Source organism: Rhizobium aethiopicum, assembly GCF_900094625.1.
GTDB classification, from domain to species: domain Bacteria; phylum Pseudomonadota; class Alphaproteobacteria; order Rhizobiales; family Rhizobiaceae; genus Rhizobium; species Rhizobium aethiopicum.
This window is the reverse complement of record NZ_FMAJ01000002.1, coordinates 78,350-101,888: the sequence shown is the minus strand read 5'-3', so window position 1 is coordinate 101,888 and position 23,539 is coordinate 78,350. Positions and strand designations below refer to the sequence as shown.

Here is a 23,539-nt window from a genome sequence, read left to right as displayed (position 1 = left end):
AAAGGACGCACGGCGCTCTAAGGCTCCCAAGCGGCGCCGGTCCCGACCGGCGCCGTCATTCTTTCTGCCTGAAAACTGCGATCGGCCGCTGACATATTCGCGGCGATCGAGCCGCTAGAAGACTGAAAACACTGGCAAGCGGCTGTAATATTTCCATCATGGTCATGCCTCAAAATAAGCAAGCGGGAATCGCCGTTCCGGAACCCCGCTTTGGGGTTGAGCGTTGACAGATCACTGCAACGCGGATGGAAATCGCGACATGCTGCAACGTCCGGCAAATACTTACAGCGGCGAGAGCTGGGCCAATGCCGCTTCCGCCGGCAACCTGCCGGAACGGCTGGTAATCGTCACCGACGCCTGGCATCCCCAGGTCAACGGGGTCGTCCGTTCGATCGAGAACACCAACCGCGAACTGGCGAAAATGGGTGTCGATGTTTCGATGGTGACGCCCGAGCGCTTCCACAGCATCCCCTGCCCGACCTATCCTGAGATCCGCCTGTCGATCGCCAATTATCGCCGTGTCGCGCGCGAGATCGAAAAGCACAATCCAACCTATGTGCATATTGCCACCGAAGGTCCGCTGGGATTGACCGCCCGCCGCTGGTGCCTGCGCAAGCGCATGCCTTTCTCCACCAGCTATCACACACGTTTTCCGGAATATGTTTCCGCCCGCCTGCCGATCCCGGAGAGCTGGCTCTACGCCTTCGTGCGTTGGTTCCACAATGGCGGCGCCGGCTGCATGGTGGCAACGCCGAGCCTTGCACGCGAATTGTCGGCCAGAGGCATCAAGAACCTGATGCCCTGGACCCGCGGCATCGACGCCACCCAGTTCCATCCGATGCCGCTTGAGCCGGAGCCTCTTGGCCTGCCTCGCCCGATTTTCATGACCGTCGGCCGGGTGGCCTTGGAAAAGAACCTGCCGGCCTTTCTCGATCTCGACCTGCCGGGCTCCAAGGTCGTCGTCGGCGATGGTCCGGCGCGCGCCGAGCTGGAGCAGCGTTATCCGAACGTTCATTTTACCGGTGTGAAATTCGGCGAGGATCTGGCGAAAATCTATGCCCAGGCCGATGTCTTCGTCTTCCCCTCGCTCACCGACACTTTCGGCAACACCATTCTAGAAGCTTTGGCATCGGGTGTGCCGGTCGCCGCTTACCCCGTCACCGGTCCGCTCGATATCATCGGTGGGGACAGCGAGGTCGGAGCACTCGACGCCGACCTGGAGGCCGCCTGCCTGGCGGCCCTCTCCGCCTCGCGCATTAAGGCGCGTGAGCTTGCCATGCAATATTCCTGGGAAGCGGCGACGCAGCAATTCATCAACAATATTCGCGCTGCCAATGGGGTTATCACGCCGAAATGGAGGAAGGCCTGGCAATTTGCCAAGTCACTTCCGAGAAGCAGAAAGCCCGGTGAAACCGCCGGGCCTCTCCCGTCCCGAGATTGACCGATCTTACTTATGCAGTGCGTTGCGAAGCGTGTCGTTCGCAACCGCGATGGCGCTGCGGACGGCCGGCGTTTCGGCAATCGCATTCAACAGCACGAAATCGTGGATCGTACCGTTGTAGCGGATCGAAGTGACATTGACGCCGGCTTGGCTGAGCTTGCGGCCATAGGCTTCGCCTTCGTCGCGCAGCACGTCGTTTTCATCGGTGATGATAAGCGCCGGCGGCAGGCCGTTAAGCTGCTCGAGCGATGCCTGCAGCGGCGAAGCCGTCGGCTCCTTGCGCTTGGCCTCGTCCGGCAGGTAAGCGTTCCAGAACCACTTCATAGCTTCCTTCGTCAGCCACGGCCCATTGGCGAATTGGTTATAGGAACCATTGTCGAAATTGGCGTCGGTGACCGGGTAGAACAGAACCTGTTGATCGATGGCAGGACAGCCGCGTTCCTTGGCAAGCAAAGTCACCACGGCCGCCATATTGCCACCGACGCTGTCGCCTGCGACCGCGAGCCTGGAGGCATCTACCTTGAACTCATTGGAATGCTCCGCGACATATTTGGTCGCGGCGTAGGCTTGTTCGATCGCAATGGGATAACGGGCTTCCGGCGAGCGGTCGTAATCGACGAAGACGACGGCGGCATCGGCGCCGTTGGCGATTTCGCGCACCAGCCGGTCATGCGTATCGGCATCACCCAGCACCCAGCCGCCGCCATGGAAATAGAGAATGACGGGCAGCGTGCCCTTGGCGTGTTCCGGACGGACGATGCGCAGCTTGATGCTGCCCGTCGGGCCCGCCTTGATGACCCTGTTCTCCTCCTGCGCGGCTAGCTTCTTGACGTCGCCCTTCTGCGCGCCGGCCAGAACATCACGGGCATCCGCCGGCGACAGCGTGTAGATCGGCTTGCCGCCGGCAAGCCCGTCGATGAATTTCTGCGTTGTCGGTTCGAGCACCGGATCGGCAAACGCGCCGACAGCGGAGGCTGCCAGGAGTGCTGCTGCGGAAACTGCGGTCTTGATGGTCGACATTGTCTTGTCCTCTCGGGTTCAGTGTTCGTTATGAGCACGTTATTTATATCGCGCACGATTGTTTAACGAGCAATGCAAATTACCGCATGGCAGCCATACAGAAAATCGCTTCCGATTATTTATGGCACGATATAATATTGATCAGTTCAGGAGATGACCATGCAGGATCAGTTGAAGCTCGACGATTTCATCTGCTTCGCCGTCTATACGGCAAGCCACGCTTTCAACCGGGTTTATAAGCCGCTTCTCGACACGCTCGGCCTCACCTATCCGCAATATCTCGCTATGGTCGCGCTGTGGGGTGAGGATGGCCAGACCGTCGGCGGCCTCGGCGAAAAACTCTTCCTGGAATCGAGCACACTGACGCCCCTGCTCAAAAGGCTGGAAAGCGCCGGCTATATCAGGCGCGAGCGCAGCCGCGAGGACGAACGCGTCGTCGTGCTTCGGCTGACCGACGAAGGCAAGCGCCTCAAGGAAAAAGCGACCGGCATCCCCGGCTGCATCGCCGCAGCCAGCGGCCGCGATGCAGTCGACCTCACCCGGCTACAGGCGGAGATCGTGGCGCTGCGCGAGGCGCTGAACAAGAGTGTGGCTTAGGCGTTAGACGAGCGGGAGAACGGTTGTGCCGTGTGGCCACCCCCCTGCCCTGCCGGGCATCTCCCCCACCAGGGTGGAGATTGGCAAGAAGCCATGCCTCGCCCTAATTTTACGATACATGTGACGGCCAGTTGTTTGGGGAAGCCATCACGCCCAGCCAATCTCCCTCCTTGTGGGGGAGATGCCCGGCAGGACAGAGGGGGTGCCGCACGACGGCGCAACAATGCCGCGTGACACCGCAGCCAACGCCCTTAACCCTACGTCCGCCTCTTCTTCGACTCGTACGGATTATCCGGCGAGCGGAAATGGATGCGGATCGGCACGCTCGGCATGTCGAAATCGTTGCGCAGCCCGTTGATCAGGTAGCGCGTATAGGATTCCGGCAGCGCGTCCGAGCGGGTGCAGGAGATCATGAAGGCGGGCGGGCGGGCCTTGACCTGCGTCATGTATTTCAGCTTGATCCGGCGGCCGGAGACGGCCGGTGGCGGATGCTGGATCTGCTGCGTCTCCAGCCAGCGATTGAGCCTCGCCGTCGAGATGCGTTTGTTCCAGACCCTGTCGGTGTCGATGATCGACTGCATCAGCTTGTCGAGGCCCCAGCCGGTCTGGCCGGAGATCGGCACGGCACGAATGCCGCGCGCCTGCGGCAGCAGCCGGTCGGTCTTTTCACGCAGATCCGCAAGCACCGCCTGACGGTCCTCGATCATATCCCACTTGTTGAAGGCAAGCACGGCCGCCCGGCCCTCGCGCAGCACGAGGTCGACGATCTGCAGGTCCTGCTTTTCGAAAGGGATCGTCGCATCGAAAACGATGACGACGGTTTCGGCGAAGCGGATGGCGCGCAGCGCATCGGCAACCGAGAGCTTTTCCAGCTTCTCCGTCACCCGCGCTTTGCGGCGCATGCCCGCAGTATCGAACATCTTGATCGTGCGGCCGCGCCAGTCCCACTCCACCGAGATGGAATCGCGGGTAATGCCTGCCTCCGGCCCGGTCAGCAGCCGGTCCTCGCCGAGAAAACGGTTGATCAGCGTCGATTTGCCGGCATTCGGACGGCCGACGATCGCCACTCGGAGCGGCTTGCTCTCGTCATAGGCGGGTTCTTCGTCCTCGTCCTCACCCTCATCAGCCGTGTGAGGGATATCGACATCAGTGACGGCAACGTCTTCCTTGGCGTAAGCCCGGTCCTTGCCGATCGCCTCGACGATCGCGTCGCGCAGATCGAGCATGCCCTGCCCGTGTTCGGCCGAAATCGGCGTCGGCTCGCCGAGGCCGAGCGTATAGGCATCATAGAAGCCGCTATCGGAGCCACGCGCTTCGGATTTGTTGGCGACGAGCACCACCGGCTTGCCGCGCCTGCGCAGCATTTCCGCGAGCGCAGTATCGACAGGCGTCAGCCCGTTCTTGGCATCGACGACGAACAGTGACAGATCGGCCTCGTCGATCGCCGCTTCCGTCTGCGCGCGCATGCGGCCCTGCAGGCTTTCCTCATCCGCCTCTTCGAGGCCGGCCGTGTCGATAATCGTAAAGGTCAGGCCCATCAGCCGCGCGTCACCCGGCCGACGGTCGCGCGTCACCCCGGGGGTATCGTCGACGAGCGCAAGCTTCTTGCCCACCAGGCGGTTGAATAGCGTCGACTTGCCGACATTCGGGCGACCGACGATGGCGACCGTGAAACTCATTCTTTTTCCTTAAAACTCAGCCCTGCGCGGCGGGCGCCTTGCCGGATGCGGTAATAAGATCAAGCATCATCTGAGCGCGATTGGCAACAGGGCGCGGGCTGCCGGTGTCGTCGGCAATCGACTGGAACCATTGCCGCGCCTGCGCCATGTTGCCGGCCTTGTAGGCGGCCAGCCCGAGTGCTTCGCGCGCCGAATGGCGGAAGGCGTTACTCGGCACCGCCATTTCTTCGACCGCGGCCGAAACCTGCTCATAGGAGCCGTTTTCGATCAGCAGCCAGCCCGCGCGCATTCTGGCGACATCGCGCACGACAGCCGGAACGCCGTTGTCTTTGCCGATCTCATTGAAGGCGGCGATCGCCGCGGCAGCATCACCCTTCTGGACCTGGACGGTCGCGGCCCGCATGCGCGCCAGCACCGGATAGGCGCCATGACCTTCCTTCTCCAGCTTGTCGAGCGCGGCCAGCGCCTCATCGTTCTTGTTCTCGTCGGCAAGCTTCATCGCCGCCAGGAATTGGTCGCCGGCGCCGGAGGAGCGGTTTTCGTCCCAGTACTCGTAGAGCACCTTGCCGGCGGTACCGACGACGATCAGGATGGCGACGACGATGATATAGCGGCCGAAGCGGCGCCAGACGCCCTTCATCTGGTCGGATCGCAATTCCTCATTGACTTCACGGATGAAGCTGTCGTCGTTGAATGCCATTCTCGTCTCCGGCCGCGGAAATACTCACACTATGCATGATGCATATTGCGGGCCTTCTACCCCATTTTACGGCCGTTGTAAGGGGGATCTGAAAGATTCACTACACAACGAGCGGCGAAACCCCCATCAACCATTCGTGCAGCTTCCAGATGATCAGCGCCCAGACGACGATGCCGATGACGACGGCATAGAGGTCGTATTTCGCCGAGACGAAAGGCCGGAGCGTGATCTCGCCCGCCCACTGCCGCCGTTTGAGCGAAATGCGCACGATCACGCCCCAGGCGAGAAAGGCCGCAAACAGCAACACCGACGACGTCTCGCCATTGGCGAGCAGGTGCGCCAGGGCCCAGACCTTCACCGACAGCACCATTGGATGTTTCGTCTTCGTCGCAATATGGCCCGCCGGCAATAGCGAAGCGACGAGACAGATCATCGCGATCAGCATCAGCGTGATGGCGACGTGCGCCGTCCAGACAGGCGGGTTGTAGAGCATGCCGGTCACCTGCCGGGCCTGCCCGAAACCGTAGATCAACAGGATCAGCGTGAGGATGCTCGCGATCGAATAGCCGGCCCGCCAGCCCCTTTCGCCGAGGCTTGCGATCATCGAGCGGCGCAGGTCCGGAGCCAACACCCGCACCAGATGCACCCCGAGAAAAAGTATGATTCCGACGATAAGTAACGTCATTGCGCATCCCTTCCGTGCTGTTTGTCATGGCTTAGAGCTTGACGCGAAAAAATGCCAGCAAGACCGCAGCTTCGCCGCAATTCTATTGGAGGGAAATCGCGAACAAATTGTCGCGGTGCTTATGTCTCGTCTTCTTCTGGCCACTTGTCTGGCTGCCTCGTTCCTTCTTCCCGTCACGGCAGAGGCGGACGACCGGCCGAAACAACTCGTCATCATTTCCTTTGACGGCGCCCACGATAATGCACTCTGGCTGAAGAGCCGCGAGATGGCCGCCAAGAATGGCGCCCACTTCACCTATTTTCTCTCCTGCACCTTCCTGATGAACGAGGCGGCGAAAAAGGCCTACCAGGCGCCGCATCAGAAACGCGGAAAATCCAATGTCGGCTTCGCCCAGAGCGACGACGAGATCCGCGAACGCCTCGGCAATATCTGGCACGCCCATCTCGAAGGCCACGACATATCGAGCCATGCCTGCGGCCATTTCGACGGCCGCCTCTGGAGCGAGGGCGACTGGTCGGCTGAATACGCGACTTTTCATGCGACGTTGAAAAACGCCTGGAAGAGAGTCGGCCTCGACGAGCCGGCCGGTTGGCAGGATCTGATCGATCACGGCATCAAGGGCTTTCGCGCTCCCTATCTTTCCGCGACCGCGGGTGCAGACATGATCGCCGCCGAGAAGAAGGCGGGATTCACCTATGATGCCAGCCTCGTGACCAAAGGGCCGGCCATGCCCGTCGAGGAAGACGGCGTCATCCGCTTCGGCCTCCCCCTTATCCCCGAGGGGCCCAACGAAAAGCCGATCATCGGCATGGACTACAATCTCTTCGTCCGCCACTCCAAGGGTGAAGAGGACAGCGCGGATTCGAAGGAATTCGAGGACCGCGCCTACGCTGCCTTCTCCCGGGCCTTCGACCGCCAATATAACGGCGACCGCATCCCCCTCCAACTCGGCTTTCACTTCGTCGAAATGAACGGCGGCGCCTACTGGCGCGCGCTGGAGCGCCTGGTCACGGACGTCTGTCATAAGGCCGACGTGGCCTGTGTAAGCTATTCAGAAGCGATTCCACTGATCGAGGCGCGTGGGAAACTGCAGCGGACATCGGGTCTCTGATAGTGAGTTAGGAGTGAGGGAGGTGCCGTTTGCCCCCTCACTCCGACTAATGGGCGCCAGCATCTGAATTCCAGGCCCCACTAGGCCAAACTCACGCATCAACCGTCAACGTGTGCAACGCCCGCCGCTTCTCGCTCTAGATAACGCTGATCGATCTCCGGCAACGGTTCATCATCGATGGCTGCCTCGAAGGCCTTGAGGCGTTTATGGATAGACAGCAGCTCGATGATCGTCGTCCAAGAATTCACGAGATACTGGAACGAGTTACTGACTTGTCCGAAGGCAGTCAGAATCTGCTGATAAATGCCGAAGGTTATAGTGCCTGCCACGATTGTCGGGACCAGCATGAACGTAACGAAAAGCGCATCCGCTTGGATATAGAAATATCGTGCTACATTGAAGTACAGGTAGTGAAAATACAGCCTGAAGTAGTTTCGGCGAACATTTCCAAATAGATCCCTCACAACCGGAGCAGATGCGCGTTCTTCATGATCCTCGCCATAAACTAGCTCTTTTCGATAAGCTGCTTCGACGCGCTGGTTCTTGAAATTCAGCCCGGGAAGCTTAATACCCGCGACCGCAAGAAGCACGGTTCCGAAGATGGACCAAAAAAGAGCCAGCCAGAACAAGCTGTCCGACACCTCGCCGATAACCGGCAGTTCTTTCACATAGCTCGATAGCGATAGAAGAATTGGAAGGAAGACGATCAAGGTCATCACGGAGTTGATCAAACTCACTCCCAGACCTTCCAGGATATTCGCAAATCGCATCGTATCTTCTTGCACACGCTGAGACGCGCCCTCGATGTGTCGAAGCTTTTTCCATTGCGACATATAGAAGTCGTTCATAGCCGTCCGCCAACGAAAGACGTAGTGGCTGGTGAAGAAGTCCGCGAGAATGGAGACGAACATGCTTAGAAAAGCGATTTGCGCAAATACCAGCATGAGACTGTAGAAGTTCCATACTGTTATACCCCCTGACTTATCGAGAGCATTTTGAAGCGTATCTCCGAAAGGGCGACGCCAGTTGTTAATCGCGACGGAGATCTGAACGCCAAAATATGTCGTCAGGATGATCAACGCGGAACCCCAGATTGACCAAATTTTCCAGGGATGGCTCGCCGCGACGACATGCCAAGCACCGCAAAAGAGCACAACGCATATTAGAAAAAATGCATAAAAGAAAAGATTATCGCGAAGGAGAAAGAAATCCAGACCGATTGGCGGTTGCTGGTCTGGGCCTAAGGGTCCGTAACCCAATGACACGCCAATTCGTTCGCCAACGGTGTACCACAACGCGATACATAGGAGCGTCCATACTGCAAGCGAAGTGAAGAAAAGTTTCGGCTTAGGGAAGAAGGAATGAAACACTAGGGAGCGCTTTCCTGAACTGGAATTTCGGGAGTATCAGCAGACGTTTGTTGCCCGGAAACTAAGGCAGTTCGAAGGAAGCAGCAATGGGTTTGGCCGATTGTTACGCAGATGTAACCGGTTAGACGATTTTCCTGATGATCGGCATGACGAGCGCCGCGCAGACGAGAAGTGCGGCGGCGGCGATCACCGTCGGCACGGTAAAACTCCCCGAGCGTTCGGCGATCCAGCCCGCGACGACCGGTCCGACGATCTGGCCGACGCCGAAGGCGGCCGTCATCATCGCCAGGATGCGCCGCGGGCTCTCGGGCGCAAGCTTGCGCCCGATCTGCAGCCCGTAAGCGGTGATCGCCAGGAACGTCGCCCCGAACAGCGCACCGCCGATCAGCGGCGCGACAGACGGCGGCAGCGCCACCGTCGCAAGCACGCCGGCGGCTTCGACGAAAAGGGCAGCGATATAGACGCCGCCGAGCCCGAGCGGCCGCACCAGCGGCTTCCAGGCAAACAGCGCCACCGCTGAGGTCACACCGGCAATGAACCAGCAGAGAAATTCCACGAAAGCTCCCGTCGCCGCCATCCGTGCGATGGTAACCAGGAAGGTCGCCGTAATGATATAGCCGAAGCCGAACAGACCGTAGGACAGTGTAACAAGCACCATCGGCCTGTTCCAGATAAGCGCCGGCTCCTTGCCCGTTTGCGCCGATTGTGCCGGCGCCGTTGGCAAGAGCCACCAGACGATGACGAGGCTTGCCGCGCAATAGAGCGCCCCGCCGATCCAGTCGGCGCGCCAGCCGCCCGGCCCGTCGTGAAAGCCAAGCCCGATCAGAAGCACCATGATGGAGGAAAGCGCAATGCCCGCCCCCGGGCCGCCGAAATGCGCCGCCTGCACGTGGTCATTACCGGCGGCAGCCCCGTGACTGAGCACGATCGACGAGGTGAAGACCATCGCAAAGGCGCTGGCGAGGCCGGCAAGGAAGCGGATGACGGCAAAGACCGCGACGGAATTGGTGGCCGCCATTGCGGCAAGCAGGATTGCGGTGGCGAAGAGCGCCAGCAGCGCCACCAGCCGCTCCCTCCCCGCCGCCCAGCCATAGGCCGAAAGCACGGCGCCGACGAGATAGCCGACAAAATTTGCCGACGCGATAAAGCCGGCATCCGCCGCCGAAAGCGGCACGCCGCTCATCATGCCGGGCAGGATCGGCGTGTAGGAGAAGCGCCCGAAGCCCATGGCCGCCGCCATGGCGACGGCGCCGGCAGCAGCGGTGGCAACGAGGTTCAGCGCGGAAAGAGGCGGACGGGAAAGCATGCTGCGCTTATCGCGCTGCAGCGCGGTCGCCACAAACGAGTATTTCTGATCGATCGATCAATCCTGCGAAAGATCCGATTTTGCCTTCGCTTTCGAACGATATATCTAGGGCGCAGGTCAGAAACACGGGTGAAGAGGAAAGCTGGCCGCCAAGCTCAGTGAGCGCTCCGCACAAGCGAGGCTCCCCTAAAACCGGACGCTGCTCTACCCCTGCACATCCGGCAACGTCAAAATCACCGGCCCATTCCGCGTCGCAACCACCGTGTGCTCAAATTGCACGGTCGGCGCCTTCGGATCGGCATAGAGCGTCCAGGCATCGTCGCCGCCTTCGGCCCAGGTCGCGCCGAGCGAAAGGAACGGTTCGACCGTGAACACCAAGCCATCCGTCATCACACGCTTTTCGGAAGGATCCGGCCAGGTCGAAAGCTCGGCCGGCTCCTCGTGCAGCGAGCGGCCGACGCCGTGGCTCGCGAGGTTGGCGACCAGCGTATAGCGGTTCTTCTGGGCAAAGGCGCCGACGGCGGTGCCGATCTTCGCCAGCGGCTCGCCCGATTTCACCTGATTGAGCCCGACCCAGAGCGCCCGCTTGCCGTCGCGGCAGAGCCGCTCGATCTTCGGCTTGACCGGCGGCACCGCGAAGGAGGCGCCGGTATCGGCGAAGAAACCGTCCTTCTCGGCCGAGACGTCGATATTGATGAGATCGCCGGCGCGAATGACCCGCGCGCCAGGAATGCCGTGGGCGATCTCCTCGTTGATACTGATGCAGGTCGCACCCGGAAACTGGTAGCAGAATTCCGGCGCCGAGCGCGCACCCGACTCCTCGAGCACCTTGCGGCCGACCTGGTCGAGCTCCAGCGTCGTCATACCGGGCTCCATCGCCGCCGCCATCACCTGGACGGCGTTGGCGCAGATGCGGCCGATCTCTTTGAGCTTCACCAGTTCGTCGTCGTTTGCGATAACCATACGTCTGTTCCGGGCTGGCACGGGCAGCCGCGGCCACCTCAAGCTGTGGCTTTCGCCCCTTCGCCCTTCTCAGTCAATGCCTTTCTGACGATCGGTGCCACTTTCGTCCCGTAGAGCTCGATGCCGCGCATGATCTGATCATGCGGCATCAAACCGATCGCCATCTGCAGCAGGAAGCGGTCGTTCTTGAACAGCGTATGATGGGCGAGGATCTTGTCCGCGACTGCCTCGGGATCGCCGACGAAGGGTGCACCGTTCGGCCCTCGTGACATGTCGAAATGCACCTGGCTGGTCGGCCCCCAGCCCCGCTCGCGGCCGATCCGGTTCATCACCTCGGCCTGTGGCCCGTAGAACTGGTCGGCCGCCGCTTGCGTCGTGTCGGCGATGAAGCCATGAACGTTGATGCTGGTCTTCAGCTTCGCCTGATCTTGCCCTGCCCGGTGCGCCGCCTCGCGATAGAGATCGAAGAGCGGCGCGAAACGGCGCGGCTCGCCGCCGATGATTGCGAGCGCCACCGGAAGACCGAGAGCACCGGCACGCGCCACCGACTGCGGCGTGCCGCCGACAGCGACCCAGAGCGGCAGCGGATCCTGCAGCGGCCTGGGATAGACACCGCGCCCGCGGATCGGCGCACGAAGCTCGCCATTCCAATCGACCGTCTCGCTGTCGCGCAACGCCAGCAGCAGATCGAGCTTCTCCTCGAAAAGCTGGTCATAATCCTCGAGGTTGTAGCCGAATAGCGGGAAGGATTCGATGAAGGAGCCGCGCCCGGCCATGATTTCGGCCCGGCCGTTGGAAATGAGATCGAGCGTCGAAAACTGCTGGAAGACGCGCACCGGATCATCGGAGGAGAGTACGGTGACGGCGCTGGTCAGCCGGATGTTCTTCGTTTTCACGGCCGCCGCCGCCAACGCCACCGCGGGAGCGGATGCCGCATAATCCGGTCGGTGATGTTCCCCGAGCCCGAAGACATCAAGCCCCACCTGATCGGCAAGTTCGATCTCCTCGATCAGATGCTTCAGCCGTTCGGCCCCTTCGACGCCTCTGCTGCGGGAGGGATTGGGATTGACATCCGCGAAGGTGTAAAGGCCAAGTTCCATCGTCGGCATCCTGTTGAATTCCGCCCGGAGATAAGGATGGTGGGGATGGAGCGCAAATACAAATTCTGGAACGGATTGTTCGAGAATCTTGATAGCCGGCGACCACAGGCATGGGGGCAGAGGCGGCGTCAAAGCCACTGGAGCCGCGACCGCAGTCCGAACTCCGAATCGAATGTGAATTCAACGACTTCGAAGCCTCGGCGGAATCATCTTCCAAGCGACCTCGCACCGCACTTGAGCATCGGGACGGCGCCGCCTTCGCCGCGCCGTCCCCAACACTCACATCTTCGTCAGCAGTTCAGCCAACTGATCTGCGGCCTTTCCCCATCCCTCATGGAAACCCATCTTCTCGTGCGCTTCCTTGTCCTCGGCGCGCCAGTGCAGCGCCCTGGCCGTGTATTTCGTCCTGCCGTTGCCGAGGTCTTCGAGCAGGATAACACCGGTGAAGAAAGGCTTTTCTGCAGGCACCCAGGCGCTGGTATAGGCATCGGTGAAGACGATCTTCTCGTTCTCGACGATCTCGAGATAGACGCCATGGTTGGGATACCGATTGCCCTCGGGATCCTGCATGACGACGACGCTGGCGCCGCCGGGGCGCACATCGAGCGTCGCCTCTGCCACACTCCACGGGCGCGGGACGAACCACTGCTTGACGAGATCCGGATCGGTCCATGCCTTGAAGATCTTATCGCGCGGGGCGTCGAATTCCCGGGTGAGGACGAGTTCACGTTGCGTGCTGGCGGTCATTTCAACATCTCTCCGTTTGAATGAAACCCTGTTTCGTATCAGGTTGTTACAAGGACGTGTCAAAGTTCGCCGTTCCGACAGCACGCCGAAATTAATTTGCAACCGGCTGCGCCGCCTGTTCCTGCATCTTGTCGATCTGCCGGCGGATATGAGCGGCTTCCGCCGCGGAATGGGCAAGTGCGATGGCATGATCGAAGGCTTCGCGCGCCTGGCTGGTCAAGCCAAGCTGCTTCAACAGCCCGCCCCGCAGACCGTGATAGTAGAAGTAGCCACCGAGCTTCTCGCCAAGCGGTTCGATGAGATCCAGCGCCTCCTGCGGCCCGCGCAGCTTGGAAACGACGACTGCTCGATTGAGCGTTACCACAGGCGAAGGCTGAACACGCTCCAGCGCGCGGTAAAGCAGATCGATTTCCATCCAATCGGTGTCTTCGGCACGTTTTGCGCGGGAATGGATGGCGGCGATGGCTGCCTGAAGCTGGTAGGGAGCGGGCTGGCGGTGGCGCAGCGCCTTGTCGAGCAGCGCTAGCGCCTCATTGATGAAAAGCTGGTTCCAGAGAGAGCGGTCCTGATCTTCAAGCAGCACGATCTCGCCTTCGGCGCTGAAGCGCGCCGGGCGGCGAGATATCTGCAGAAGCATGAGCGCAAGCAGGCCCATCAATTCCGGTTCGGACGGAAAGATGTGCAGCATCAGGCGTCCCAGCCGAATCGCTTCGTCACTGAAGGCGGCCGCCTCATGCCTGGGGTCGGCCTGGCTGTAGCCTTCGTTGAAGATGAGGTAGATCATCGTGCTGACGATCGAGAGGCGTTCGGCCCGTTCCTGCGGGCTTGGCGTTTCAAAAGGCACGCCCGCCTTGGCGACACGCGCCTTAGCCCGGGTGATGCGTTGCTCCATGGCGCTTTCGGAGACCAGGAATGCCCGAGCGATCTGCGTCACCGAAAGACCGGAGACGATCCGAAGCGCCAGCGCGATCTGCTGGGTCGCCGGCAGATCGGGATGGCAGCAGATGAAGAGCAGCCGCAGGATATCGTCGCGATAATTGGAATCATCAAGCCGCTCGGCGATATCGCTTTCGGCGTCCTCGGTATCGGAAATGACATCCTCGTCCGGCAGCGCCAGAAGCTTAGATCGTTTGCGAACGGCATCGATGCCGCTGTTGCGACCGACGAAGATCAGCCAGGCCGTCGGATCGCGCGGCGGGCCTTTTTCCGGCCAAGTCCGGATCGCCCTGAGGCATGCCTCCTGGAACGCCTCTTCCGCGGTATCGAGATCGCGGAAATAACGCAGCAGCGCGCCGAGCGCCTTCGGGCGGGCAGAGGCAAGCGCGAGGTCGATCCAGGCAATATCGGTCATGATGCAGCATCTCCCGGTCTGAACACGTAGAAAGGCCGAATTTCGTAAGAGGTGGAGCCGGGATTGACCGCCGATAGCTGTTTCGAGAAGGCGACCGCCTCCTCCAGCGTCTCGCAGTCAACCACATAAAAGCCGAGAAGCGCCTCTTTCGTTTCCGCGAAAGGCCCATCGATGACCAGAGCCTCGTCCTTGCCCTTGCGCACGGTGGTCGCTGCCGTCGTGGGCATCAGTCGGCCGACCGGGCCGAGCTTGCCAGCCTTGGCAAGCGGCTCCTGCACGGCGTAAAGCTTTTCCATGACGGCAGCCTCTTCCTCCTTGCTCCAGGCGAAGACGGTTTCCTCATGGGCGTAACAAAGGATTGCATAAAGCATCGGTCACTCCTCTTTCCGAATGACGAAGGAGTAACCGCTTAGCCGACAGGCCGCATCAAAAAATTATCCGGGGTCAGCGGCGATTGCAGGAAAAACCGGATCGAAGGCTAGCCCTCGCTCAGCGTCCGCTTAACCGCATTCTTCCAGCCCTTGAGCTTCGCCGCCCGCATCTTCTCGTCCATGTCGGGCTCGAAACGCCGGTCGCGTTTCCACCTCGCCGAAAACCCGCCTCTGTCCGGCCACACCCCCGCCCGGCTGCCGGCGAGCCAGGCCGCACCCAGCGCGGTAGTCTCCAGGATCACCGGGCGGTCGACAGGGGCATCGAGCAGGTCAGCGAGGCGCTGCATCGTCCAGTCGGAGGCGACCATGCCGCCGTCGACGCGGAGCACCGTATCCTCGGCACCGTTCTTCCAGTCCTTCTGCATGGCGTCGAGCAGGTCGCGCGTCTGGTAGCAGACGGCTTCGAGCGCCGCCCGGGAAAGCTCCGCAGGGCCGCTGTTGCGCGTCAGCCCAAAAATCGCGCCGCGCGCCTGGGCATCCCAATATGGCGCGCCGAGCCCCGTGAAGGCAGGCACGAGATAGACCTCCTGAGTCGGATCGGCCTTTTCGGCAAGCGCATTGGTGTCGGCGGCGCTGCCGATGACGCCGAGCCCGTCGCGCAGCCACTGCACGGCCGCACCTGCGATGAAAATCGATCCCTCGAGCGCATAGGTCGTCTCGCCGTTCAGACGATAGGCGATGGTCGTCAGCAGCCGGTTTTTCGAACGCACCATGTCGGGGCCGGTATTGAGCAGGGCGAAGCAGCCGGTGCCGTAGGTTGATTTCAGCATGCCGGGCGCAAAGCACGCCTGACCGATGGTCGCCGCCTGCTGGTCGCCTGCGACGCCGAGAATAGGGATCTCGGCGCCAAAAATATCCGCCTCGACCGTGCCGAAATCGGCGGCGCAATCCTTCACCTCCGGCAGCATGGCGGCCGGCACTCTCAGAATGTCGAGCAGATCCTCGTCCCAAGCGTTTTCGGCAATGTTGTACATCAGCGTGCGCGAGGCGTTGGTGGCGTCGGTCACGAAGCTCTTGCCGCCCGTCAGCCGCCAGATCAGAAAGGTGTCGATCGTGCCGAAGCAGAGATCGCCTCTTGCGGCACGCGCCCTTGCGCCCTTCACATTGGCGAGCATCCAGGAAAGCTTGGTGCCGGAAAAATAGGGATCGAGGATCAAGCCGGTCTTCTTGGTGAACAGCCGCTCGAGATCCTGCCTTTTCAGGTTGTCGCAATAGCTCGCCGTGCGCCGGTCCTGCCAGACGATGGCATTCTGGATCGGTCGGCCGGTCTCGCGCTCCCAGACGACGACCGTCTCCCGCTGGTTGGTGATGCCTAGCGCGGCAACATCCTTGGCCGCGATGCCGGCGTCGCGCAGCGCCATATGGACGGTGGAAACGACCGAATCCCAAATCTCTTCGGGATCGTGCTCGACCCAGCCGGAGCGCGGATAGATCTGGGTGAATTCCTTCTGGCCCTTGCCGGCGACACGCATGTCACCATCGAAGACGATCGCTCGTGTCGAGGTCGTCCCCTGATCGATCGCCAGGACATATCCACCCATGAAATCCTCCTCAAGCATATGATTATCGTAACAAATCAATAGGACAGGGATGCGGGAGAGAAAAGCGAATAAAGCGCAATTGCCAGCCAGCCGGCTTTGGGCATAACCTCGCTGCCAACATCGCGATGTCAGGAGAACAGCATGAGCAGATCAGTCGTCGTCACCGGTTCCACCAGCGGCATCGGCCTTGCGATCGCCACCGCCTTCGCCGAAACCGGCGACAACGTCGTCATCAACGGGTTCGGAAATACAGATGAAATCAAGGCGATGGTCGAGCGGCTTGAATCAGTATCGAAGGGCCGGGCGATCTACCATCCGGCCGACATGACCAAGCCCGCCGAGATCGCCGATCTAATCGAGACGGCGGCGAAGACCTTCGGCGGCGTCGATGTCCTGGTCAACAATGCCGGCATTCAGCACGTCGAGAAGATCGAGGATTTCCCGATCGAGAAGTGGGACCAGATCATCGCCATCAATCTGTCGAGCTCATTTCACACGATGCGCGCTGCCATTCCGCTGATGAAGGCGAAGAAGTATGGCCGCATCATCAACATCGCCTCGGCCCACGGGCTCGTCGCATCCCCCTTCAAATCCGCCTATGTGGCGGCAAAACATGGTATATTAGGCCTCACGAAGACAGCAGCACTTGAGCTTGCCGAATTCGGCGTGACCGTTAACGCCATCTGCCCTGGCTATGTGCTGACGCCGCTCGTCGAAAAGCAGATACCCGATACCGCCAGGGCGCGCGGCATGACAGAGGAGCAGGTGAAGAGCGAGGTCATTCTCAAGGCGCAGCCGACGCGCGAGTTCGTCAAGGCCGAGGAGATCGGCGCGCTGTCGCTCTATCTCGCGAGCGACGCCGCCCGGCAGGTGACCGGAACGCATATCTCAATTGACGGGGGCTGGACGGCGGCTTAACCATTGGAAAAACAACCGGGAATATCATGAACGACAGCATTCGCTTCATCCTGAATGGTGAAGACATCGAACTTTCCGAGGTCGGGCCGACCGAGACGCTTCTCGATTTTCTGCGGTTGAAGCGTCGCCTGACCGGCACCAAGGAAGGATGCGCCGAGGGCGATTGCGGCGCCTGCACCGTGCTCGTCGGCCGGCTCGCGGACGGCAAGCTCGCCTATGAATCCGTCAATGCCTGCATCCGCTTCATGGGCTCGCTGCACGCCACCCACGTGGTGACAGTCGAGCATCTCGCTGGCAGGGACGGCGCGCTGCATCCGGTTCAGCAGGCGCTGGTCGATTGCCACGGCTCGCAATGCGGTTTCTGCACCCCGGGCTTCGTCATGTCGCTCTACGGGTTGTGGCTCACCACGGAAAAACCGAGTCGCCGCGAGATCGAAAAGGCGTTGCAAGGCAATCTCTGTCGCTGCACCGGTTATGAGCCGATCGTCAAGGCGGCCGAGGAGGTGAGCCAGATGCGGCCGAGCGCCCTCTTCGATCCGCTGGAGCGGACGCGCTCGGAAATCGTCGCGCGGCTCTGGGCGATGCAGGCGAACGGCACCATCAGGATCGGGACGGACGAGGACCGGCTGATCGTGCCGGCATCGGTTCAGGCGCTGGCCGAAATTCTCTCGCAGGAACCTGATGCGATCATCGTCGCCGGCTCGACTGATGTCGGCCTCTGGGTAACGAAGCAGATGCGGCGGCTGAACCCCGTCGTCTTCATCAATCATTTGAGCGAATTGCAGTCGATCACCGAAAGCGACGAAGGCATCACCGTCGGCGCCGGCGTCAGCTATACCGGCGCCTTCGCGGCGATCTCGAAAAAAATCCCGGCGCTCGGACGGCTGATCGACCGCATCGGCGGCGAACAGGTGCGCAATATGGGCACGATCGGCGGCAACATTGCCAACGGCTCACCGATCGGCGACAGCCCGCCGCCGCTGATCGCGCTCGGCGCGACGCTGACGCTACGCTCCCTCGAAGGCCTGCGCAAAATGCCGCTCGAGGATTTCTTCATCGCCTATGGCAAGCAGGACCGGAAGCCCGGCGAGTTCGTCGAGAGCGTCTTCGTGCCCTACCCCAAGGCAACCAGCCGCTTTGCCGCCTACAAGATCACCAAGCGCCGCGACGAGGACATCACCGCCGTGCTCGGGGCCTTCCTGCTCACACTCGACGATGCCGAGACGGTCACCGACATCCGCATCGCCTTCGGCGGCATGGCGGCAACGCCGAAACGCGCCCGCACGGTCGAGACCGAACTGATCGGCAAGCCATGGACGGAAGCGACAATCGAGGCCGCCCGCCCTGCCTTCGATACCGATTTCCAGCCGCTCACCGACTGGCGCGCGAGCGCGGAATATCGCCAGCTGACGGCGAAGAACCTGTTGACGCGGTTCTATCTGGAAACGGTGGGCGCACCGGCGGAACTCAAGCGGTTCGAGGAGGTGGCGTGATGAATGCGGTTCATGTTTGCGCAAGCCAACCCCCTCATCCGGCTGCCGCCGCCTTCTCCCCGCTGGGGAGAAGGGAGTGCCGCGCTGTCGCTTTTCCACCTTCTCCCCTCGGGGAGAAGGTGCCCGAAGGGCGGATGAGGGGGCCACACGTCACAACCTCTCCCCTCGAAGGAGCCATCTAATGGACAAGTCCACCTTCGAAGACCCCAAAGTCGTCATCTCAGGCCCGATGCATGGTTCCTTGCGCCATGATTCCGCGCATAAACACGTTACCGGGACGGCCGACTACATCGACGACATTCCTGAACCCGCAGGACTGCTGCACGGCGCGCTCGGCCTCTCCGACAGGGCGCATGCCGAAATCGTCAGCATCGATCTTTCCGAGGTCACCGCCCATCCCGGCGTCGTCTGGGCCTTCACCGGCAAGGACGTACCCGGCGTCAACGACGTCAGCTCCAACGGTAGCCATGACGAACCGCTGCTGGCCGAAACTTTGGTTCAGTTCCACGGCCAGCCGATCTTTGCCGTCATCGCCGAAACGCGCGACGCCGCCCGGCGCGCCGCGCGGCTCGCCAAGATCTACTATCGCGACCTGCCGCACTGGCACGATATCGACGGCGCGCTTGCCAATGGCAGCCCGCTGGTCATCACGCCGATGACGCTCCAGCGCGGCGAGCCGGAAACGGAAATGCCGAATGCCGCCATGCGTCTGAAGGGCCAAATGCGCATCGGCGGCCAAGAGCATTTCTATCTCGAAGGCCATATCGCGGTGGCAATTCCCGGCGAGGACGACGAGGTCACCGTCTGGTCATCGACGCAGCATCCAAGTGAGATCCAGCATATCGTCGGCCATGTGCTCGATATCCCATCCAACGCCGTGACCGTCAACGTGCGCCGCATGGGCGGCGGCTTCGGCGGCAAGGAAACGCAGGGCAATCAGTTCGCAGCCCTTGCGGCGATCGCCGCCAAGAAACTCGGCCGCGCCATCAAGTTCCGTCCCGACCGGGACGAGGATATGAGCGCCACCGGCAAACGCCATGATTTCCTTGTCGATTACGAGGTTGGCTTTGACTCCGAAGGCCGTATCCACGCCGTCGATGCTACGTATGCGGCCCGTTGCGGCTTCTCCTCCGACCTCTCAGGCCCGGTGACCGACCGGGCTCTCTTCCATGCTGACTCCAGCTATTTCTACCCGCATGTGCATCTGCAGTCGAAACCCTTGAAGACGCATACGGTTTCTAACACCGCCTTCCGCGGTTTCGGCGGACCACAGGGCATGCTCGGCGCCGAGCGCGTCATTGAGGAGATCGCCTTTGCCCTCGGCAAGGATCCGCTCGATATCCGCAAGCTGAATTTTTATGGCCAGCCAGGCTCGGGGCGCACGCTGACGCCCTACCATCAGGAGGTCGAGGACAACATCATTCCCCGCATCGTCGAGGAGCTGGAGGAAACAGCCGACTACCGGGCGCGGCGCAATGCCATCATCGCCTTCAACCGCGACAGCCGCTACATCAGAAAGGGCATCGCCCTGACGCCGGTCAAATTCGGCATCTCCTTCACCATGACCGCCTTCAACCAGGCCGGCGCCCTCGTGCATATCTATCAGGACGGTTCGATCCATCTCAACCACGGCGGCACCGAAATGGGCCAGGGCCTCTATACTAAGGTGGCGCAGGTGCTGGCCGACAGCTTCCAGGTCGATATCTCCAGGGTGAAGATCACCGCGACGACGACGGCCAAGGTGCCGAACACCTCGGCCACCGCCGCCTCCTCAGGCTCGGACCTGAACGGCATGGCGGCGTTCGATGCTGCCCGCCAGATCAAGGAACGGCTGGTGGCTTTTGCCGCCGAGAAATGGGAGGTGGCGCCTTCCGAAGTCATCTTCCTGCCGAACCGGGTGCGCGTCGGCGGGATTGAGATCGCCTTCCCCGACTTCGTCAAGCAGGCCTATTTCGCCCGCGTCCAGCTGTCGGCCGCCGGCTTTTACAAGACGCCGAAGATCCACTGGGACCGCAAGGCCGGCCGCGGCACGCCCTTCTATTATTTCGCCTATGGCGCCGCCTGCACCGAGGTCTCGATCGACACGCTGACCGGCGAATATCTGATCGACCGCACCGACATCCTCCACGACGTCGGCCGCTCGTTGAATCCGGCAATCGACCTCGGCCAGGTCGAGGGCGCCTTCGTGCAGGGCTTGGGCTGGCTGACGACAGAAGAGCTCTGGTGGGACGACAAGGGCCGGCTGCGCACCCATGCGCCGTCGACGTACAAAATCCCGCTCGCTTCCGACCGCCCGAAAATCTTTAACGTGCGGCTTGCCGAATGGTCGGAGAATGCCGAAGCCACCATCGGCCGCTCCAAGGCGGTCGGCGAACCGCCCTTCATGCTGGCGATCTCGGTGCTGGAAGCGCTGTCGATGGCGGTCGCCAGCGTCGCGGATTACAAGGTCTGCCCGAGGCTCGATGCACCGGCGACGCCGGAGCGCGTGCTGATGGCGGTGGAGCGGATGAAGCGGGTGTAGAATGCGTCCGGCTGATTTGTCGTTTGAGCAGGATGGGCGGAGCGGGTGGCACCCCCCTCTGTCCTGCCGGACAGAGGGGGGTGCCACGCCCACATACCCGGCCTCCCGCCAATGACCAACCTCCCCACCTTCCTCGCTGCACACCCCAACGCAATCCTTGTCGACATCACCGGCACGCAGGGCTCCACCCCCCGCGAGGCCGGCGCCTTCATGCTCGTATCTCCAACAGCGCTCTGGGGCACGATCGGCGGCGGACAGTTCGAGTTCATGGCGATCGCAAATGCACGGGAGATGCTGGCGGGAACCGGCGGAACGGCCATCATGGACATCCCTCTCGGCCCCGAGATCGGCCAATGCTGCGGTGGGCGCACGCAGTTGCGGTTTCGTCGGCTGACGCAGGCGGTGAAAGACGAGCTCGAGGCCAGGCTTGCCGGTGAAACCGAGCGCCTGCCGGAAGTCTATCTCTTTGGCGCCGGCCATGTCGGCCGGGCGCTGGCCGCCGCCCTGGCGCCGCTGCCGTTGTTAGTGACGGTCGTCGAGACACGGCAGGAGGAGCTCGCCAATCTGCCGCCAGAGACAAGGACTCGGCTCGTGCCGATGCCGGAAGCGTTGGTCAAGGATATCCCGCCTGGCGGCGTGATCGTCATCCTGACCCACGATCACGCGCTCGATTTTCTCATCGCCCGCGAAGCGCTTTCGAGAACCGACCTCGCCTATACCGGCATGATTGGGTCGGCGACCAAGCGCGCCACCTTGGCAAGCTGGCTTTCCCGTGAAGGCGGCGGAGAGCGCAGCTGGATGGAGCGGCTGACGCTGCCGATCGGTGGCGCGGCGGTCAGGGACAAACGCCCTGAAGTCATCGCCGCCATGACCGCCGCCGAAATCCTGACGGCGCTTGCGGCCTACCGCATGCGCTCGTCCTCATAATGGGGATCGCGCCCATCAAGGAAACCGAGATCACGCTTGACGCGGTCCGGCGTCGCATTGAGATCGAGCCGGGGCAAACGGCGGAATCGATCGGCCCTGCTTGCCAACCGGCCTGCAAGACGCGAGAAGATGCCGACCTCCTGCCGCGGCCGGCGTTCTTCGATAACATGGCAATCCATGACGTCACCTCGTAAGACTTGATGGTATGAGTTGCAGTTTGCCGGGAAAAATGCTGCAATTCCAATCGAACGACCGTCTGCCTGCATCAAGAGAACTTATCCATGAAACTTTCGAAACAGTTTCCGCTGAATGCTTTACGTGTCTTCGAGGCCACCGCCCGGCTCAGCAGTTTCACCAAGGCGGGCGACGAGCTCGGCATGACGCAGACGGCCGTCAGCTATCAGATCAAACTGCTGGAGGAGAATGTCGGCGAGCCGCTTTTCCTACGCCGCCCCCGCCAGATCGCGCTGACGGAGACCGGCGAACGGCTGGCGCCGAAGGTAACCGAAGCTTTCGCCATGCTGCATGACGCGATGGCGACGGCGCGCGACAGCGTCGAAGGCACGCTCGCCATCAGCTCCACCCACACCTTCGCCTCGAAATGGCTGGCGCCGCGCCTCGGCTCCTTCCATTTGAAGCATCCGGCGATCGCGGTTCGCTTTCAGGCAACCTCCGACATCATCGATTTCGGCCGCGAACAGATCGACGTCGGCATCCGCTGGGGCGACGGCAACTGGCCTGGCTTGGCGCTGCACCGGCTGATGGGCCTGGAGTTCACGCCGATGCTGAGCCCGAAGCTGGCGGAATCGGCAGGCGGCATCAGGGAGCCGCGCGATCTTTTGAAATTCGATCTCTTCGACGCAGGCGATGTCTGGTGGAAACAATGGTTCGAGGCAGCCGGCGTCACGGAGACGGATCTCGACCGACGCCCGCGCAACCAGCTCGGCTCGCAGGCGGTGGAGGCCGACGCGGCCGTCGCCGGCCACGGCGTCGCCATCCTCAATCCGGCTTTCTACGCGACCGAGATTTCGCTCGGCCGGCTCTATCAGCCTTTCGAACTGACCCGCAGTGACGGCAAGGCCTACTGGCTCGCCTACCCCGAAAACCGCCGCAACGTGCCGAAGATCAAGGCCTTCCGCAACTGGATCCTCGAAGAGATCAAAGCAGCCGGAAACTAAAGCCATATGTATCGGACCCGATCTGCAGCTGGGTCCGATGCATGTGGCCGGGCGTCAATAGCCCATCTCCGGCGCATAGAAACAGCGCGGCGTGTTCTCGTTGGGGAACAGACAGAGATGATAGTCGTTGTCGCCGGATTGCATCGCCTTCGTCATCGGCAGCAGGAAGACGTGAGCATGGGTGACCAGCCGGTGATCGCCCGGCAGCAGTGTCACACGATATCCGCTCGGCGTCACCGCCACGCTTTTCGAAGGGATCATCTGACAATCGCCATTGTGACTGTCGCCATTGCAACAATAGGGGTCATAACTCCACCCCTTGGGTGCGTCGTGAGCCGTGGCCAGCGACGCATACGCAATCATCACACACGTCAGAATACTGCGCATGGGCGTCTTCTCCGTCGATGAATGCGCCGCCGACGATCTAGCGGTTCCTATTTCATTCCGGCGGCCTGCAACA

Annotated in this window: 22 protein-coding genes; 8 read left to right on the top strand and 14 right to left on the bottom strand. The window is 61.6% G+C overall.

Annotated elements, in window-relative coordinates; translation table 11 throughout:
• Positions 1–259 precede the first annotated feature (259 nt).
• Complete coding sequence (locus GA0061105_RS04795) at positions 260–1,441, top strand: glycosyltransferase family 4 protein (protein ID WP_092748452.1); 1,182 nt, start codon at positions 260–262, stop codon at positions 1,439–1,441.
• 6 nt (positions 1,442–1,447) lie between these two features.
• Here GA0061105_RS04795 and GA0061105_RS04790 read toward each other — a convergent pair whose 3' ends face one another.
• Complete coding sequence (locus GA0061105_RS04790) at positions 1,448–2,461, bottom strand: alpha/beta hydrolase (RefSeq protein WP_092748450.1); 1,014 nt, start codon at positions 2,459–2,461, stop codon at positions 1,448–1,450.
• 159 nt (positions 2,462–2,620) lie between these two features.
• On the opposite strand from GA0061105_RS04790, the gene GA0061105_RS04785 reads away from it, so the two are divergent.
• Positions 2,621–3,058 (top strand): MarR family winged helix-turn-helix transcriptional regulator, encoded by a 438-nt coding sequence (locus tag GA0061105_RS04785; protein ID WP_092748448.1) that lies wholly within the window; start codon positions 2,621–2,623, stop codon positions 3,056–3,058.
• A gap of 257 nt (positions 3,059–3,315) precedes the next feature.
• On the opposite strand, the gene der is transcribed toward GA0061105_RS04785, so the two are convergent.
• From der to GA0061105_RS04770, 3 genes are all read right to left on the bottom strand, one after another.
• Complete coding sequence (gene der / locus GA0061105_RS04780; protein ID WP_092748446.1) at positions 3,316–4,737, bottom strand: ribosome biogenesis GTPase Der; 1,422 nt, start codon at positions 4,735–4,737, stop codon at positions 3,316–3,318.
• Between the two features lie 16 nt (positions 4,738–4,753).
• On the bottom strand, positions 4,754–5,437 hold the full coding sequence (locus GA0061105_RS04775) for a tetratricopeptide repeat protein (RefSeq protein ID WP_064695789.1): 684 nt from the start codon (positions 5,435–5,437) through the stop codon (positions 4,754–4,756).
• 100 nt (positions 5,438–5,537) lie between these two features.
• Positions 5,538–6,122, bottom strand: coding sequence for an NnrU family protein (locus GA0061105_RS04770; RefSeq protein WP_092748444.1), 585 nt, complete (start codon positions 6,120–6,122; stop codon positions 5,538–5,540).
• 121 nt (positions 6,123–6,243) lie between these two features.
• Between GA0061105_RS04770 and GA0061105_RS04765 the strand changes: the two genes are divergently transcribed.
• Positions 6,244–7,233, top strand: a complete 990-nt coding sequence (locus GA0061105_RS04765; protein ID WP_092748442.1) for a polysaccharide deacetylase family protein — start codon at positions 6,244–6,246, stop codon at positions 7,231–7,233.
• Between the two features lie 98 nt (positions 7,234–7,331).
• Here the strand turns inward: GA0061105_RS04765 and sbmA are convergent, their stop codons facing one another.
• From sbmA to glpK, 8 genes are all read right to left on the bottom strand, one after another.
• Complete coding sequence (gene sbmA / locus GA0061105_RS04760) at positions 7,332–8,603, bottom strand: peptide antibiotic transporter SbmA (RefSeq protein ID WP_092748440.1); 1,272 nt, start codon at positions 8,601–8,603, stop codon at positions 7,332–7,334.
• 121 nt (positions 8,604–8,724) lie between these two features.
• Positions 8,725–9,909: a YbfB/YjiJ family MFS transporter gene (locus tag GA0061105_RS04755; RefSeq protein ID WP_092749023.1), complete on the bottom strand. Its 1,185-nt coding sequence runs from the start codon at positions 9,907–9,909 to the stop codon at positions 8,725–8,727.
• Between the two features lie 204 nt (positions 9,910–10,113).
• Positions 10,114–10,872: a type I methionyl aminopeptidase gene (gene map / locus GA0061105_RS04750; protein ID WP_092748438.1), complete on the bottom strand. Its 759-nt coding sequence runs from the start codon at positions 10,870–10,872 to the stop codon at positions 10,114–10,116.
• Positions 10,873–10,910: 38 nt separating this feature from the next.
• Positions 10,911–11,972: an LLM class flavin-dependent oxidoreductase gene (locus GA0061105_RS04745; protein ID WP_092749021.1), complete on the bottom strand. Its 1,062-nt coding sequence runs from the start codon at positions 11,970–11,972 to the stop codon at positions 10,911–10,913.
• A gap of 279 nt (positions 11,973–12,251) precedes the next feature.
• Positions 12,252–12,719 (bottom strand): SRPBCC family protein, encoded by a 468-nt coding sequence (locus GA0061105_RS04740; RefSeq protein ID WP_092748436.1) that lies wholly within the window; start codon positions 12,717–12,719, stop codon positions 12,252–12,254.
• A gap of 91 nt (positions 12,720–12,810) precedes the next feature.
• Positions 12,811–14,070: an RNA polymerase sigma factor gene (locus tag GA0061105_RS04735; protein WP_092748434.1), complete on the bottom strand. Its 1,260-nt coding sequence runs from the start codon at positions 14,068–14,070 to the stop codon at positions 12,811–12,813.
• A complete protein-coding gene (locus GA0061105_RS04730) occupies positions 14,067–14,441 on the bottom strand; it encodes a YciI family protein (protein WP_064695781.1) in 375 nt (124 codons plus the stop codon). Before GA0061105_RS04730 ends, GA0061105_RS04735 begins: the two co-directional genes overlap by 4 nt.
• Positions 14,442–14,548: 107 nt before the next feature.
• Complete coding sequence (glpK, locus tag GA0061105_RS04725; RefSeq protein WP_064695941.1) at positions 14,549–16,042, bottom strand: glycerol kinase GlpK; 1,494 nt, start codon at positions 16,040–16,042, stop codon at positions 14,549–14,551.
• A 141-nt stretch (positions 16,043–16,183) separates the two neighbouring features.
• Between glpK and GA0061105_RS04720 the strand changes: the two genes are divergently transcribed.
• The 4 genes from GA0061105_RS04720 to xdhC all read left to right on the top strand — a co-directional run bounded on the left by GA0061105_RS04720 (position 16,184) and on the right by xdhC (position 21,901).
• Positions 16,184–16,960 carry a 3-hydroxybutyrate dehydrogenase gene (locus GA0061105_RS04720; protein WP_092748432.1) on the top strand — a complete coding sequence of 259 codons (777 nt, stop codon included), beginning with the start codon at positions 16,184–16,186 and terminating at the stop codon, positions 16,958–16,960.
• 26 nt (positions 16,961–16,986) lie between these two features.
• A complete protein-coding gene (xdhA, locus tag GA0061105_RS04715) occupies positions 16,987–18,453 on the top strand; it encodes a xanthine dehydrogenase small subunit (RefSeq protein WP_092748430.1) in 1,467 nt (488 codons plus the stop codon).
• A gap of 181 nt (positions 18,454–18,634) precedes the next feature.
• Complete coding sequence (xdhB, locus tag GA0061105_RS04710; protein WP_092748428.1) at positions 18,635–20,974, top strand: xanthine dehydrogenase molybdopterin binding subunit; 2,340 nt, start codon at positions 18,635–18,637, stop codon at positions 20,972–20,974.
• Between the two features lie 111 nt (positions 20,975–21,085).
• Entirely contained in the window at positions 21,086–21,901 is an 816-nt protein-coding gene (gene xdhC / locus GA0061105_RS04705) for a xanthine dehydrogenase accessory protein XdhC (RefSeq protein WP_092748426.1), read from the top strand.
• Here the strand turns inward: xdhC and GA0061105_RS04700 are convergent.
• Entirely contained in the window at positions 21,877–22,080 is a 204-nt protein-coding gene (locus GA0061105_RS04700; protein ID WP_092748424.1) for a hypothetical protein, read from the bottom strand. The genes xdhC and GA0061105_RS04700 overlap by 25 nt on opposite strands.
• Before the next feature lie 102 nt (positions 22,081–22,182).
• Here GA0061105_RS04700 and GA0061105_RS04695 point away from each other — a divergent pair, with 102 nt between their 5' ends.
• Entirely contained in the window at positions 22,183–23,079 is an 897-nt protein-coding gene (locus GA0061105_RS04695; protein WP_064695775.1) for a LysR substrate-binding domain-containing protein, read from the top strand.
• Positions 23,080–23,133: 54 nt separating this feature from the next.
• Here the strand turns inward: GA0061105_RS04695 and GA0061105_RS04690 are convergent, their stop codons facing one another.
• Complete coding sequence (locus GA0061105_RS04690; protein ID WP_064695774.1) at positions 23,134–23,466, bottom strand: hypothetical protein; 333 nt, start codon at positions 23,464–23,466, stop codon at positions 23,134–23,136.
• Positions 23,467–23,539 lie beyond the last annotated feature (73 nt).

What these genes read in the sequence shown, in the direction of transcription:
- xdhB (WP_092748428.1), top strand. Translation starts at nt 18,635, where the DNA reads ATGGACAAGTCCACCTTCGAAGACCCCAAAGTCGTCATCTCAGGCCCG.
- GA0061105_RS04785 (WP_092748448.1), top strand. Translation starts at nt 2,621, where the DNA reads ATGCAGGATCAGTTGAAGCTCGACGATTTCATCTGCTTCGCCGTCTAT.
- GA0061105_RS04770 (WP_092748444.1), bottom strand. Translation starts at nt 6,122, where the DNA reads ATGACGTTACTTATCGTCGGAATCATACTTTTTCTCGGGGTGCATCTG.
- map (WP_092748438.1), bottom strand. Translation starts at nt 10,872, where the DNA reads ATGGTTATCGCAAACGACGACGAACTGGTGAAGCTCAAAGAGATCGGC.
- GA0061105_RS04745 (WP_092749021.1), bottom strand. Translation starts at nt 11,972, where the DNA reads ATGGAACTTGGCCTTTACACCTTCGCGGATGTCAATCCCAATCCCTCC.
- GA0061105_RS04755 (WP_092749023.1), bottom strand. Translation starts at nt 9,909, where the DNA reads ATGCTTTCCCGTCCGCCTCTTTCCGCGCTGAACCTCGTTGCCACCGCT.
- xdhA (WP_092748430.1), top strand. Translation starts at nt 16,987, where the DNA reads ATGAACGACAGCATTCGCTTCATCCTGAATGGTGAAGACATCGAACTT.
- GA0061105_RS04735 (WP_092748434.1), bottom strand. Translation starts at nt 14,070, where the DNA reads ATGACCGATATTGCCTGGATCGACCTCGCGCTTGCCTCTGCCCGCCCG.
- GA0061105_RS04690 (WP_064695774.1), bottom strand. Translation starts at nt 23,466, where the DNA reads ATGCGCAGTATTCTGACGTGTGTGATGATTGCGTATGCGTCGCTGGCC.
- GA0061105_RS04795 (WP_092748452.1), top strand. Translation starts at nt 260, where the DNA reads ATGCTGCAACGTCCGGCAAATACTTACAGCGGCGAGAGCTGGGCCAAT.
- xdhC (WP_092748426.1), top strand. Translation starts at nt 21,086, where the DNA reads ATGACCAACCTCCCCACCTTCCTCGCTGCACACCCCAACGCAATCCTT.
- GA0061105_RS04695 (WP_064695775.1), top strand. Translation starts at nt 22,183, where the DNA reads ATGAAACTTTCGAAACAGTTTCCGCTGAATGCTTTACGTGTCTTCGAG.
- der (WP_092748446.1), bottom strand. Translation starts at nt 4,737, where the DNA reads ATGAGTTTCACGGTCGCCATCGTCGGTCGCCCGAATGTCGGCAAGTCG.
- GA0061105_RS04775 (WP_064695789.1), bottom strand. Translation starts at nt 5,437, where the DNA reads ATGGCATTCAACGACGACAGCTTCATCCGTGAAGTCAATGAGGAATTG.
- GA0061105_RS04730 (WP_064695781.1), bottom strand. Translation starts at nt 14,441, where the DNA reads ATGCTTTATGCAATCCTTTGTTACGCCCATGAGGAAACCGTCTTCGCC.
- GA0061105_RS04790 (WP_092748450.1), bottom strand. Translation starts at nt 2,461, where the DNA reads ATGTCGACCATCAAGACCGCAGTTTCCGCAGCAGCACTCCTGGCAGCC.
- GA0061105_RS04720 (WP_092748432.1), top strand. Translation starts at nt 16,184, where the DNA reads ATGAGCAGATCAGTCGTCGTCACCGGTTCCACCAGCGGCATCGGCCTT.
- GA0061105_RS04765 (WP_092748442.1), top strand. Translation starts at nt 6,244, where the DNA reads ATGTCTCGTCTTCTTCTGGCCACTTGTCTGGCTGCCTCGTTCCTTCTT.
- glpK (WP_064695941.1), bottom strand. Translation starts at nt 16,042, where the DNA reads ATGGGTGGATATGTCCTGGCGATCGATCAGGGGACGACCTCGACACGA.
- GA0061105_RS04700 (WP_092748424.1), bottom strand. Translation starts at nt 22,080, where the DNA reads ATGGATTGCCATGTTATCGAAGAACGCCGGCCGCGGCAGGAGGTCGGC.
- GA0061105_RS04740 (WP_092748436.1), bottom strand. Translation starts at nt 12,719, where the DNA reads ATGACCGCCAGCACGCAACGTGAACTCGTCCTCACCCGGGAATTCGAC.